Here is a 14,460-nt window from a genome sequence, read left to right on the forward strand (position 1 = left end):
AGACTGTAAATCTGCTGGCTTACGCCTTCGGTGGTTCGAATCCATCTTTGCCCACATAATATTATACAATAAATGCACATTATGATGATGTGCATTTATTGTATAATGAAACCCCAATTTCATTAACAGGAGAATAACAATATGTTTTGTTAATTTCATCAGCCAACAATTCAAATAATAGAAAAGTCATCCCTATCTTATTTGTTTGAATACAAGTCTTTTTTAGTTTTTAGGAACTGTTAATTATTTGTTTGTGATTTATACTATGGCACAAATTCATAATCTGATTACATAATAAGTTTCAAAAAAAACAAAGTTTGATAAATTTAAATAGGAAATTATTTTCTAAAGAGAAAAAAGAAGCAGTTTGCCTATAAGCCGGGTTCTGTAATTGTAATTAAACAATTGCTTGTCATTTATCCGCATCTGACGTCACCGCCAGATTGTATCGTCCTACCCTCCGACGTAAAAATCGAGCAGGCAACCCTCAAACGCCGGTTTACGCAGACTTTCAACTCCCGATATGCACGGCTCGTATGTCACCATACGACCGGTAGGCTCTTACCCTACCTTCTCACCCTTACCTCACATCTGAAGTGAGGCGGTTGTTTTCTTCTGCACTCATTAGCTCTCGCGAACTACTTCTCATTAGGAAGCGGGATGCCTTATGTTGCCCGGACTTTCCTCCCGTAATATAAATAACATTACGCGCGACAAGCCGGCAAACTGTTTCTTTTATCGTGCGAAGGTACGATTTTTATTGTATATACAAGGAAGACTTAATTAAAAAGGTGTATATTTGCAACGTTTTTTACATCATTATCTATAATATCACAATGAATAAATATCTTTTACGACTTTGCTTTCTAATAGTTTTGATTTATCCTACATTATTTCAAAATATATCAGCACAACCATATACACCGCCACTTGAAAATTTACAAGCACGTAAAAATTTCAGTGATAAGCGATTTGGCATATTTATTCATTGGGGACTTTATAGCATGTTCGCTCAGGGAGAATGGTATATGACAAATGCCAATATAGATTGTAATGAATATGCCAAATCTGCAAACGCTTTTTATCCCCATAATTTCAACGCAGAAGAATGGGTAAAAGCAATTAAAAATGCAGGAGCCGGCTATCTTTGCTTTACCACCCGTCATCATGAAGGTTTTTCTATGTGGGATACGAAAATGTCTGATTATAACATCATGAACACTCCTTACGGCCAAGATATAGTGAAACAATTGGCTGATGCTTGTCACAAAAATGATTTGGGGCTTCATTTTTATTATTCTCACCTTGATTGGACACGTGAAGATTATCCTATAGGGCGGACCGGACGAAAAACTGGCCGTAAGGGCAATGCTCCGAATTGGAAAAATTACTACAACTTTATGAATGGTCAGCTCATCGAATTACTAACCAATTATGGAAAAGTTGATTGTATTTGGTTTGACGGAGTATGGGACCACGATTCAGACAGCATTCCTTTTGATTGGCAACTGGAAGAACAATATGCTCTTATCCACAAGTTACAACCAGCTTGTCTTATCGGCAACAACCACCATAAAACGCCTGTTGACGGTGAGGATATTCAGATTTTTGAACGTGATGTACCCGGAGAGAATAAAGCCGGTTTATCAGGGCAGGCTGTAAGCCCTCTGCCTTTGGAAACATGTCAGACGATGAACGGAATGTGGGGATATAAAATTGTAGATCAAAATTACAAATCAGTTTCCACACTGATTCAACTTCTTGTACGCACTTCCTCCAAAGGAGCCAACTTACTCTTAAACATCGGTCCACATCCCGACGGCAGTTTGCCGGCCATTGCTTTAGAGCGATTGAAAGATATGGGAGAATGGCTTCGCACATACGGAGAAACTATTTATAGCACACAAGCTGGCAATGTAGAAACTGGCGGTGACAGCATTGTATGTACCAGAAAGAATAATCGTTTGTTTATCCATATTCTCGATTCCAATGTAACTCAAATAAACATTCCACTATCTGCCAAGAAAGTCAAAGCAGCCAGACTTCTTCCCAATAGACAATCATTGACTTTCACATATAAAAATAAAAAATTAATAATAAGCAATTTAAGTATACCAAAAGACTGCATAGACTATATTATAGAAGTTATAGAATCTTAAAGAGAATAGCTTATTACTTTAACTGCGTCGGATTATATATTATTTAGATAAAAGCATCGATGTGTACACGCTTTATTTTTTTTCTTGTTTTCTTTTATGCATTATCAGGCATGTCTCAGCGCACTGAAATATATAATGAGAAAATCAAAACAATAAGGATGTGTGTAGGTAAAGACAGCGGTATGCTACCAGTATTGAGATTGAACAGTAATGATAAGTTAGAAGTTTCCTTTGATGAACTAAGCCATGACTATCATCGTTATTCTTACAGCATTCGTCATTTAAATGCAGATTTCAGTCCAGAGGATTTGCTTGTTTCCGATTATGTCTGGAGTGTCACTGACGAAGAACTCATTGAAGATTATACGCAGAGCATGAATACAACCGTGCTTTATACGCATTATCGTTTTTCATTGCCAAATGCCAGAATGAAACCATTATTGTCGGGTAATTATGAACTCACGGTGTGGAATGACAGTGAGATGGCAGATGAGCCAAATCCATTGTTCCGAAGTTTTTTTTATGTTACAGAAGATTTAGCCAATATCAATACCACCATAACAACTGATACTGATATTGACCGCAATGCGGCCCATCAGCAATTATCTGTAAAGGTTGGAACATCATCATTAAACTTGTATGATGTTTCAAAAGAAATTAAAATGATAGTTCTGCAAAATAACAGATGGGACAACGCAGTCACAGCTCCTTCTCCTACCGGGCAAACCGGTAACATGTTGTTGTGGCAAAATTGTCGTGATTTGATTTTTACCGCCGGAAATGAATATCGCAAATTTGAATTGATATCGACACGTTATCCGGGAATGCATATAGACGGGATCCACTACTATGCCCCTTATTATCATGCCACGCTAATGCCTGATGTCCCACGAAAAAATCATCTATACGATGAAGACCAAAATGGCAGATTCGTGCCATTGTCCAATAACTCAGGCAATGCAGATTATGAAGCTGATTATGTTTGGGTCCATTTTAATCTGGCCAAAGAAACCCTTCCCCAAGAAGAGCATATATATATTAATGGTAACTGGACATACGATCAATTTACCCCACCCTACCGTATGAAGTATAATGTTCAGAAGAACGTTTATGAAGGAGATGTATTACTCAAGCAAGGCTATTATTCCTATCAATATCTCTCCGTCGATCACCAAGGAAAGGGGAATACACAGCCTGTAGAAGGAGATTTTTTTCAGACAGAAAATGAATATACAGTCCTGCTTTACTATAGGAAATTAGGGGCACGCTATGACAGATTAGTCGGATGGCGCACCGGACATATCGCACGAAAATAATTAATACAAGTATAACATTACTTTTCTTCTTCAAAGTATAAAATCACAACATGAAACGGCCGCATATTGTTTTTCTAGACGCTCACACGCTCAATCCTGGTGATCTGGATTGGAAATGTATTAAAGATTTAGGAGAATTCACCGCTTACGAGCGCACTGAACGAGAAAATATTATTTCCCGTTCTATTGAAGCCGATATTATTATTACCAATAAAACGGTATTACGTCGCGAACATTTTGAAAAATTGCCTAAATTGCGTTTGATTTGTGTAGCTGCAACCGGTTTTGATGTTATAGATGTTGCCGCTGCCAGAGAATTCGGCATTCCGGTGTGCAACTGTGCCGGTTATGGGACAAGAGCAGTAGCTCAAATGGTTGTTGCTCATCTTCTTGAAGTTGCCAACCGAGTAGGACACTACACCGCTGCCTGCCATTCCGGATTTTGGAGCCAACAGAATGATTTTTGCAGCTGGAACAATCCCCTGATGGAATTACAAGACAAGAAAATGGGTGTTATCGGATTTGGAAATATAGGTCGTGAAGTGATCAATTTGTTGCGGCCATTCGGAATGCTTCTTTTTGCAGTTACATCCAAGACGCAGCAGTCTCTGCCAGCCGACGTCTGTAAAGTGACACTTGAAGAAGCTTTTTCACAATGTGATGTTATCAGCCTTCACTGTCCGCTTATGGAGAACAATAAAAAAATGGTGAATGAACAATTACTTAATCAAGCTAAAAAGGGCTTGATTCTAATCAATACAGCTCGCGGCAAACTGATAGACGAAACGGCAGTGGCTAAAGCATTAGGAGAAGGCCGTCTGGGAGCTTTCTGCTGTGACGTATTGTCAAAAGAACCGCCAGAGGAAGACAATCCCATACTTTCATCTCCCAATACATTCATTACTCCTCATATTGCATGGGCCACTCCGGAAGCCAGACAGCGCATTCTGGAGATTATTGTAAATAATATCAAATCCTTTCAAACCGGCACTCCCATTAACGTTGTAAATTAAGTTCAATGACCATACCTGATATTACTCTCACACAGATTTTCGATTTTGTCGGCACTGTAGCCTTCGCTATTTCCGGCATCCGTTTGGCTTCAGCCAAAAAATTTGATTTATTCGGTGCTTATGTCGTAGGTGTGACTACAGCCATTGGCGGTGGAACAATGCGCGATGTCATGTTAGGCGTTTCTCCATTTTGGCTGACAAATCCGTTTTATCTTCTCTGTTCAGCTTTTGCCCTAGCCTGGGTCATCATTTTCAGAAAGCTATTAGTACGGCAAAATAATACATGGTTTTTGTTCGACACCATAGGTCTGGCTCTTTTCACGGTCACAGGCATAGAAAAGACCCTAATGATAACTATGCCTTCGGGAGAACACTTTCCTTTTTGGGCTGCTATCATCATGGGAACAATCACAGGCGCAGGAGGAGGAGTATTGCGCGATGTTTTCATAAATGAAGAACCACTGATATTCCGCAAGGAAATATATGCTTTAGCATGTGTTATTGGCGGTGTGGCTTACTATATTTGTTTTATTATGCAAATGCCACAGCTTATGTGCAGTATCATCTGTGGCCTTGTGGTTGTGGCCATGCGGCTTTTAGCTGTCAAATATAAATTAGGATTACCCATAATTCGTGGCGAATAGTTGTTAATTCATAAATACGTACTGTTATATAAGCTTAAGAACATTAGTGGCATTGATATTTTTTTAATACTTGCCAAAGCGTCTCATGCCGAATACAAATCCTCCGCCTTATGACTAGCTGATATTTCGTATTTTATTTTTCGTAAAACCATAGTCAGGTTTTTAACATAATTTGTTTTCCTTTGGAAACTATAGTATATTTGTATAGCGAAGCGGTGCTTTTCAGTTGAAAGCGCCGCTTTTTTATTGTTTTTCAGGTATATTTAAGTGCTTTTTCTCTGTATTTCTTTCATAAAATCCCCGTATTACAATTGAAATTGTAAATATTGGAGTTGAAAATTCAATACGGTTTATTCTTGTAGAAACAATTTAAACTATATTTTAACATTTGAAAATGTAATAGAAGGTTAAATATGTTAAAGTAGCAATGGGTAAAAAAGAGATATGTTCTTCTTCTCTTTTTCGTATATTTTTTGGGGAAACATGAAAAATAGAAATCACTTTCTTGCCGGTCCGGTCCTGTCCTTATGGACTCTAATGTTCGAGATTATGAGAGAACTGAGTCCTGTAAGTTATTGATTTGTAAATCCAGAGCAAGGAGCCTAAAGAATGTTCGTTGATAGCCTTTCCGACACAGGTGAGGGAGAGGCCGAAGCGGAGAAGCACTGATGTCCATGAGTACAATTCACAATCGTTCCCCAAAACTCCCTCCTATTGTTCAGCAAAGATATCATTCCCAAAGACTAGAAGTAAGAAATATTTAAACCACACAGTTGTTATATTAACCGTATAAAAGCAAAAAACTAAACCGGATTCATTCTATCCAGCAACATACTGACCAGTTTGGACACCGGGTAACGTTCTAATGCTTCCAAAGAGATATACTCATACCCGGCAACGTTTATCGGCACAGAAAGTTGTACTTCGTAGCAGCAGACATTTAAACGTCGATGCGTAAGCACATGCTTGATATTAGTGGCTATTCTTCTGAATGTCACTGCTGCATCCGGAATATTTTGGATTATTTCCTTAAAAAGCGTTTTCTCAGATATTTCACGATCGTGCTCCAACAGATAGGGCTCATAAAGTCCGGCCCAAATATCCCCTTCTGAACGCTTGTGGAGATAAATGCCATCGCCATATCTTAAAAAGAAATAAGTGAAGTAACGGTTTACTACTGTAACACGTTTGGATTTCATAGGATAATCCGATACACAATTGTCGGCAAAGGCCAGACAACTATCTGCCAACGGACAAAGAGTACACTGAGGCGTATGTGGTACACACATCAATGCTCCAAAATCCATGATAGCCTGATTATAAACCGAAGGAGATGCCTTTCCCATTATCTCGCGAGCCAGATCTGCAAAAACACGTTTACCTTGAGTTGTATCAATAGGGGTATTTATTTTCAGATAACGTGACAACACTCTGTATACGTTGCCGTCAACAGCAGCGCACGGCAGATTATAAGCAAAGGCGCAAACAGCTGACGCAGTATAGTCACCTACCCCTTTTAAGGCTCTGACACTTTCATAAGTATTGGGAAACATACCGCCATTTGCGATAATCTGTTTGGCAGCCGCATGCAAATTACGAGCCCGGCTGTAATATCCCAAGCCTTGCCATAGTCTCAGCACTTCTGTTTCTTCAGCTGAAGCCAATTCATGTACGTTAGGAAAACGCTTTATGAAACGTAAATAATAATCATATCCTTGCGCGACCTGGGTTTGCTGCAGAATTATTTCAGAAATCCAAATGTGATAAGGATCGGTAGTGTTACGCCAAGGCAAGTCACGCTTATTCTGTTCGTACCATTTGATGATAACATTGGCAAAAGTCATGGGATAAATCTAAATTATAAATGAAAGCTCTCTATAAAAGGTGCTGAATATACACTACACTCTTTTATAAGGATTATATTAAAGACAGCCCATGGCAATATTGCCATTAGGCTGCCGAATATCTTGCCGCCAACATGATTCTCCGTCCGTTTTTTAAAGGACGACAATGTGAAACGGATCTGAGATGCGCAAATTAATGGAATAATTTGATACGCTGTTCTTCTGAAAGTTTACAAATAAGAAGTGTGCCGTCTTTTTCTGCCACGATATATCCGTCAAGCCCTTGTACTACGACTTTTTTTAATTGCGTGGTGTGGATAATAGAATTATGTGTGTCATATAGCTCTACATTATCACCGATTGCAGCATTGTTGTACTGATCCTGCTTCACCTGTAAACGCAATGAGCCCCATGTACCTAAATCGCTCCAGCCGAAAGTGGCCGGATAAACAAAAATTTCTTCAGCTTTCTCCAAAATGGCATAATCAACGGATATGTTCTCGCATTTAGGGAACTCCTGATTTATCATACTTTGCTCCTGCTGCGTATCATAATAAGGTAAAAGACGTTCAAATAAACGTGACATTTCAGGTTGATAAACGCGGAAAGCATTAATGATTGTGCTGACACTCCAAATGAAAATACCGGAATTCCAAAGATAGTTAGGTTGCTTTATATAAACTTCCGCCACTTCTTTGATTGGTTTTTCCTTAAAAGCATCCACACGGAATATATTCTTTTTGCGTGAGGAGGAAAAGCTAAGGTCTGCCTTAATGTAACCATAACCGGTTTCCGCATGTGAAGGCCGAATACCCAATGTGACAATGGCATCTGTTTCTGCAGAGAATTCCATAACATCTTTTACTGCTTCCCGGAAAGCCGGAATATCAGCAATGAGATGATCGCTTGGAGCCACCACAACATTAGCGCGTGGATTGCGTTTTTTTATTTTCCAACAGGCATAACAAATACATGGGGCCGTATTTCGGCGACAAGGCTCTAACAGAATATTTTCGGCTGGAATATCCGGCAGTTGCTCTGCAACGATATCCTTATATTCCGCGGCAGTTACCACCCATACATTTTCTGAAGGAACAACACCTTTAAAACGCTCTACAGTCATTTGTATGAGAGTTTTTCCTGTACCGAGAATATCAAGAAACTGTTTAGGGAGTTCCGGGCTACTAATGGGCCAAAAACGACTTCCTATGCCGCCGGCCATCACAACAAGATGGTTATTAATCATAGCGTTTAAGTTTGAGATTATAGGTTAGTCTTTTATTGTCATATTGCCGGTAATCCAAATACGTGCAGTGGCATTAGAAGCATTGCTGCGAACTATAATATTCTTACGGAACTGTCCTTTGGGCTTTCCTTTTCCTATATATGTCACCTTTATCTGACCGCTTTTTCCTGGCTCTATTTTAGTTTTCGTATAATCAGCCACTGTACAGCCACATGATGTAACAACCTGTGAAATTACCAATGGTTGATCTCCGGTATTAGTAAATTTAAAGATTGTAGTAAGTGACTTTTCCTCAGGGAAAGTACCAAAATCGTGAGTGGATTTCTCAAACTTTATAACAGCCTGAGAAAACACATTTGTAACAGTCAAACAAAAGATAAACAATAATGAAGTGAAGATACGTTTCATGTCCGGATTAATTAATGTCTTAGTAGATGCAAATGTATAATTAAATCTGTAAATAATAATCTTTCGTGAAAGAAAATTAGTACTTTCATAAAAGATTATGTATTTTTGTTCTCATTTAAAATAATAGACGTGATTAGTTCCATCTCTATAAAAAACAACGCTCCCCTTGAAAAGATAATTCTGGGCATTGACCCCGGTACAAACATAATGGGATATGGTGTAATTAAAGTGACCGGACGTAAAGTGACCATGGAATCGATGGGAGTTATCGATTTGCACCGTTGCAAGGATGTATATCTGAAGCTTGGTCGTATTTATGAGCGTGTAATAGGTATTATAGATGCTTTTCATCCTGATGAATTAGCTATTGAAGCTCCATTTTTCGGAAAGAATGTGCAGAGTATGCTCAAATTGGGGCGAGCGCAAGGTGTAGCCATCGCAGCAGCTATCAGCCGTGATATTCCCATCCATGAATATGCCCCCCTTAAAATTAAAATGGCCATTACTGGAAATGGTCAGGCCAGTAAGGAACAGGTTGCCGGTATACTGAAACGGATATTGAACATACAAGAAACCTCTACGGTTCCTTATCTTGATGCTACCGATGCTTTAGCAGCAGCTTATTGTCATGTACTTCAAGATATGAAACCGTTTCATTCATCAGGTAAACCAACCTCTTCACATTCTTGGAGTGATTTTGTGAGACAAAATACGAACAGGGTCAGCGGTATGCCATCTCCCAAGACTTATACATCATGCAAAAAATTATTGAAATAATCAACGGCATTACCCGTCATCCTAATTATCGCTTGTCCACTCCGGTTAATTTCACATTGGAACGAGGTGAGCATCTGGCTGTTTATGGCAAGAATGGAAGTGGTAAATCTCTTTTCATCGATATACTTACGGGAGCTCATCCACTACTTGGCGAAAGTTTGACATACAATTTCTCTAAATGTATGTCTCATTGTAATAAAGAAAACATCCGCTATATAACCTTCCGCGATGTATACGGTAATCAAGAACCGTCATATTATCAACAGCGATGGAATCAGGCGGATGAAGCCATATTCCCTACTGTTAGAGATGTGCTGATGTCTTTAAGTAACCCCAATATCAAATTTGCGGATATGGCAGATAATGAGATATTGGCACAAACCGGATTATTGGAACATTTATATAAACCTATTAACCGATTATCAAGCGGGGAACTGCGCCGCTTGCAACTAGCTAAAACACTTCTAGGAAATCCGCAACTGCTGATTATTGACAATCCCTATATTGGATTGGATGTCACAGCACGCGAGAATCTGACGAATATATTATCCAATCTTTCCAAGCGATTGACAATTATAGTTGTAGTCAGCCGCTGCGAAGATATAGCCCCTTTTATCCGTCAGGTCCTTACAATAAAAAATAAGAAGGTCTGCGAAAAGCTGCCAAGAAAAAATTTCTTGGCCAAAAGAGAAAATGAAGTTTCCGTCCTCATTGCATCTTTCACATTGCCTGCATCCGAGACGTCCCCTAACTATTCTTCCGAAACTATTATTGACTTTCAAGACATCAATATTCGCTATGGCAAAAGAACTATATTGAAAGACTTTAACTGGCAAGTAAAACGTGGGGAGCATTGGGCCTTGACCGGACAGAACGGTGCGGGAAAATCCACACTTCTTTCCTTGATTTGCGCCGACAACCCTATGGCCTATGCCTGCAACATCACCTTATTTGGCAAACGGCGCGGCCAAGGTGAGAGTATTTGGGATATTAAAAAACATATCGGTTATGTATCTCCCGAAATATTCACCGCTTATAAGAAAAGCCTGCCTGCTATAGATATTGTTTGCAGCGGTTTGCGTGATACTATCGGACTTTACAAACAAAGTACACCTCAAGAAAGAGAAAAATGCAATGGTTGGCTGAAAGTTTTCGGTATTGAAGATTTGTCTGAACGAAACTATCTTACGCTATCTTCAGGAGAACAACGATTAATATTATTGGTACGTGCTTTCGTAAAAAATCCGCAGTTACTAATTCTTGACGAACCTTTTCATGGATTGGATGACTACTATCGGAAACTGGCCAAAGATATAATTGATCAATACATGAAGGACACCTCCAAAACTTTGATAATGGTGAGTCATTACGCTGAGGAATTTCCAACTTGTATCAACCGACATCTACATTTAGAAAAACAAGCTGATGGCTTTGAATTATCAGTAGCTCACTAAAAATGTTAAATTTCCTCCATGTTTTCTCTATCAATAATCCCCGCGCAGTATTACCTTTAAATAATATCTGGCGCGGGGTGTTTATTAAAGTGGATATTGGACAAATCATTTAATCATATCACATCCCATATAAGGCTGTAAAGCCTTGGGAATGCGTATTCCTTCCGGAGTCTGAAAATCCTCAAGTAATGCAGCCAAAATGCGGGGCAAAGCCAAAGCCGATCCATTGAGGGTATGGCAAAGTTGAATTTTCTTGTCTGCACCTCTGTAGCGACACTGCAAGCGGTTAGCCTGATAACTGTCGAAATTAGAAACGGAACTGACTTCCAACCAGCGCTGCTGTGCCTCGCTATACACCTCAAAGTCATAGCAAATAGCAGCAGTAAAGCTCATATCACCTCCACAAAGACGAAGTATGCGGTATGGTAATTCCAATTTCTGCAAAAGGCCTTCCACATGATCCAACATCTCCTGATGTGATTGTGCTGAATGCTCCGGTGTATCTATACGTACAATTTCTATTTTAGAGAACTCGTGCAAACGGTTCAAACCTCGCACATCCTTTCCGTAGCTTCCAGCTTCACGACGGAAACATTGGGTATAGGCACAATTTTTTACAGGTAGTTCTTTTTCCTCAAGAATAACATCGCGATAAATGTTAGTGACGGGCACCTCAGCGGTAGGAATCAAATATAAGTCGTCTTCCTGACAGTGATACATCTGCCCTTCCTTATCGGGCAGTTGTCCTGTACCATATCCTGAAGCGGCATTAACCACTGTCGGAGGCATGATTTCCGTATAACCTGCGGCACGAGCTTCATCGAGAAAGAAATTAATCAGCGCACGTTGCAGCCGAGCTCCCTGACCGATATAAACCGGAAAACCGGCACCAGTGATTTTAACTCCCAAATCAAAATCTATAAGATTATACTTCTTTGCCAATTCCCAATGAGGCAAGGCATTTTGTGGCAAAACAGTATCGTGTCCTCCTGTTTTTACAACAACATTATCTTCAGCGCCTTGTCCTTCCGGCACAAGATCATAAGGAATATTAGGAATCGCATAAAGCAACTGGGTCCGTTCATCCAGAGCATTTTTCATGACTTCCTCTAGTTCTTTAGTGCGGACCTTTATTTCAGACACTTTATCTTTTGCTTCTTCGGCTTTGACTTTCTCACCGTTTTTCATAAAAGCGCCGATATCTTTTGAAAGTGTCTTTATCTCTGCCAGCAAACTGTCAAGTTCTGCTTGTGCAGTCTTTCGCTTATTGTCTGTAGTCAGCACCTGATCTATAGCCTCACGTGCTCCTTTAAATTTTTTCTTTTCCAAACCACGTATTACCGCGTCTTTGTCCTCTGTAATTTGTTTGATAGTCAGCATAACTGTGTCTATTATATTTGATGTCGCAAAATTACATATTTATTTTGAAAATTTGCTAATTTTGCGATTGGGTATTTAAATAAGACCACGACTTATGACAAATCTCATCATTAACGATCCTGTATATGGGTTTGTAAGCATTCCTCGCGGATTACTCTGTGATATCATAGCACATCCTTATTTCCAACGACTTGACCGTATACGGCAGTTGGGAATAGCCTCCATGGTATACCCTAGTGCCCAGCACACAAGAAAGCAACATTCCATTGGAGCACTTCACTTGATGCAAGAAACTTTCCGTACCTTAGGAGAAAAAGGATATTTCATTTTTGATTCAGAAATAGAAGCAGCAGAAGCTGCAATCCTTATGCATGACCTTGGGCATGGCCCTTTCTCGCATGTTTTGGAAAATACATTCATTAAAGGCATGACACACGAAGAGTTGTCATTGCTAATGATGGAAAATATCAATGACGACTTACACGGACAATTGTCATTAGCCATTAAAATTTTCAAGAAACAATACTCCAAACCCTTTTTACATGAGCTAATTTGCAGTCAGTTGGATATGGACAGGTTGGACTACCTTTGTCGAGACAGTTTCTACACAGGTGTGAGAGAAGGTAATATTGGTGCCTCACGCATTATTAAAATGCTGGAACTTTCAGACGGACATCTGGTTGTAAGTGCCAAAGGCATTTTTTCAATAGAGAATTATCTGATGGCCCGCCGTTTGATGTATTGGCAAGTATATCTTCATAAGACTGCCGTAGCAGCCGAAGTATTGCTACGCTCTTTGCTGAGCCGCGCCAAATGGCTGGCCCGTCAGGGAACAGAGCTATTCTGTTCCCCTGCCTTACGGTTCTTTCTTTATAAAGATATTAAGCCTAATGATTTCATAGCATCATCAGAAGCACTAGGCCATTACACAAAGCTCGATGACAGCGATTTACTATGTGCCATCAAGGTTTGGCAAACATCTTCTGATAAAATATTATCGTTGCTGGCACATGGATTTACCAACCGCCATCTTTTCAAAGTTGAAATTCATAATGAAGCCATTAGTGAAGAGCATATAGAAAAAACTCGTCAGCGTATTGTCAATCGATTAGGGATAACATTTGACGAAGCAAGCTATTTTTATGGTACAAAAAAAGTAGCCAAAGAAATGTATTCTTCTACAGCCGAAGGCATCGGTATGCTTTATCCAGACGGAATGATACAGGATATATCTCAGGTTTCCCATATCATCCATAATGACACTGTTGGAAGTGGTGATTATAAATATTATTTTTTCACCTTAAGAGATGAATAGAAAAAATACGGTTTCAGAATATTCCATATTCGTATGAAAAATTTAATATTCCTCTTCCTATAATTGCAAAGTATATTTCTCACATTAAACTCTAACAAAATCAAATATGCTAAAGGTATAAAAAGTGTATTTCTGCCTCTTGCCAGCATGGTAAAAAGAAGTTCATAAGTTTGTAAATACTTTGAACATGTGCAATAAAAATGTAATTTTGCCGTTATTTTACAAGTTAAACAAATTTTGTGTATTTGCACATAAAAGAAACAGCCTTATCATGATAGAATATATACAAGGAACGTTGGATGATTTAACGCCGACATTTGCAACAATAGAAGCTTGTGGCGTTGGTTACCAACTTATCATTTCATTAAACACTTATTCAGCCATCCAAGGTAAAAAAGAGATAAGATTATATACTCATGAAGTTATCCGTGAAGACACTCATTTACTTTACGGTTTTTCAACCAAGACTGAAAGAGAATTATTCAATTTGCTTATCAGCGTTTCAGGCATTGGAGGGCAGACAGCTCGCATGTTTCTTTCGGCCTTCACGCCTATGGAGCTAGCTAATATTATTCGAGAAGAAAACGTACGCTTGCTCAAAAGCGTAAAAGGCATTGGCCCTAAAGCGGCACAGCGCATCATTGTAGACCTGAAAGACAAAATACCCCTCGACACAGGAATGGATACCAGCCATTCTACGGAAAATGATGTTTCGGGAATGGTGGCACGTGAGGTTGTTGAAGAAGCTGTAGCCGCACTAACAATGCTCGGTTTTCCTCCCGCACCATCACAAAAGATTGTACTACAAATAGTAAAATCTTCCTCTTCACTACCGGTAGAGGCCATTATCAAACAGGCTTTAAAGATGTTATAATATAAAAAAGAGAAAAGACTTCAAGAATAT

General features: G+C 39.3%; 12 protein-coding genes and 1 other RNA gene. 8 read left to right on the forward strand and 5 right to left on the reverse strand.

Annotated features, from left to right (window positions below; genetic code table 11):
• Nucleotides 1–358: 358 nt before the first annotated feature.
• Nucleotides 359–730: RNase P RNA component class A (gene rnpB, locus C5S62_RS11930), an RNA gene on the reverse strand.
• A 106-nt stretch (nt 731–836) separates the two neighbouring features.
• On the opposite strand from rnpB, the gene C5S62_RS11935 reads away from it, so the two are divergent.
• The 4 genes from C5S62_RS11935 to C5S62_RS11950 all read left to right on the forward strand — a co-directional run bounded on the left by C5S62_RS11935 (nt 837) and on the right by C5S62_RS11950 (nt 5,132).
• Nucleotides 837–2,159: an alpha-L-fucosidase gene (locus C5S62_RS11935; protein WP_104405622.1), complete on the forward strand. Its 1,323-nt coding sequence runs from the start codon at nt 837–839 to the stop codon at nt 2,157–2,159.
• Between the two features lie 110 nt (nt 2,160–2,269).
• Entirely contained in the window at nt 2,270–3,475 is a 1,206-nt protein-coding gene (locus C5S62_RS11940) for a DUF5103 domain-containing protein (protein WP_172486001.1), read from the forward strand.
• A gap of 50 nt (nt 3,476–3,525) precedes the next feature.
• On the forward strand, nt 3,526–4,488 hold the full coding sequence (locus C5S62_RS11945; RefSeq protein WP_104405607.1) for a D-2-hydroxyacid dehydrogenase: 963 nt from the start codon (nt 3,526–3,528) through the stop codon (nt 4,486–4,488).
• Nucleotides 4,489–4,493: 5 nt separating this feature from the next.
• On the forward strand, nt 4,494–5,132 hold the full coding sequence (locus C5S62_RS11950) for a trimeric intracellular cation channel family protein (RefSeq protein ID WP_104405608.1): 639 nt from the start codon (nt 4,494–4,496) through the stop codon (nt 5,130–5,132).
• An 803-nt stretch (nt 5,133–5,935) separates the two neighbouring features.
• On the opposite strand, the gene mutY is transcribed toward C5S62_RS11950, so the two are convergent.
• From mutY to C5S62_RS11965, 3 genes are all read right to left on the reverse strand, one after another.
• Nucleotides 5,936–6,976, reverse strand: a complete 1,041-nt coding sequence (gene mutY / locus C5S62_RS11955) for an A/G-specific adenine glycosylase (RefSeq protein ID WP_104405609.1) — start codon at nt 6,974–6,976, stop codon at nt 5,936–5,938.
• 193 nt (nt 6,977–7,169) lie between these two features.
• Nucleotides 7,170–8,222, reverse strand: coding sequence for a mannose-1-phosphate guanylyltransferase (locus C5S62_RS11960; RefSeq protein WP_104405610.1), 1,053 nt, complete (start codon nt 8,220–8,222; stop codon nt 7,170–7,172).
• Nucleotides 8,223–8,246: 24 nt separating this feature from the next.
• Nucleotides 8,247–8,630, reverse strand: coding sequence for a DUF1573 domain-containing protein (locus tag C5S62_RS11965; RefSeq protein ID WP_104405611.1), 384 nt, complete (start codon nt 8,628–8,630; stop codon nt 8,247–8,249).
• Between the two features lie 129 nt (nt 8,631–8,759).
• Here C5S62_RS11965 and ruvC point away from each other — a divergent pair, with 129 nt between their 5' ends.
• Both ruvC and C5S62_RS11975 read left to right on the forward strand, forming a co-directional pair.
• Complete coding sequence (ruvC, locus tag C5S62_RS11970) at nt 8,760–9,407, forward strand: crossover junction endodeoxyribonuclease RuvC (RefSeq protein ID WP_371411207.1); 648 nt, start codon at nt 8,760–8,762, stop codon at nt 9,405–9,407.
• Nucleotides 9,386–10,861: an ATP-binding cassette domain-containing protein gene (locus C5S62_RS11975; protein ID WP_104405612.1), complete on the forward strand. Its 1,476-nt coding sequence runs from the start codon at nt 9,386–9,388 to the stop codon at nt 10,859–10,861. Before ruvC ends, C5S62_RS11975 begins: the two co-directional genes overlap by 22 nt.
• A 105-nt stretch (nt 10,862–10,966) precedes the next feature.
• Here C5S62_RS11975 and serS read toward each other — a convergent pair whose 3' ends face one another.
• Entirely contained in the window at nt 10,967–12,241 is a 1,275-nt protein-coding gene (gene serS / locus C5S62_RS11980) for a serine--tRNA ligase (RefSeq protein ID WP_104405613.1), read from the reverse strand.
• Between the two features lie 94 nt (nt 12,242–12,335).
• On the opposite strand from serS, the gene C5S62_RS11985 reads away from it, so the two are divergent.
• Together C5S62_RS11985 and ruvA are read left to right on the forward strand one after the other, a co-directional pair.
• Nucleotides 12,336–13,556: an HD domain-containing protein gene (locus C5S62_RS11985; RefSeq protein ID WP_104405614.1), complete on the forward strand. Its 1,221-nt coding sequence runs from the start codon at nt 12,336–12,338 to the stop codon at nt 13,554–13,556.
• Nucleotides 13,557–13,827: 271 nt separating this feature from the next.
• Nucleotides 13,828–14,430: a Holliday junction branch migration protein RuvA gene (ruvA, locus tag C5S62_RS11990; protein ID WP_104405624.1), complete on the forward strand. Its 603-nt coding sequence runs from the start codon at nt 13,828–13,830 to the stop codon at nt 14,428–14,430.
• Nucleotides 14,431–14,460: the final 30 nt, after the last annotated feature.

The organism is Prevotella sp. MGM2 (genome assembly GCF_002933955.1).
Classification (GTDB): Bacteria; Bacteroidota; Bacteroidia; order Bacteroidales; family Bacteroidaceae; genus Alloprevotella.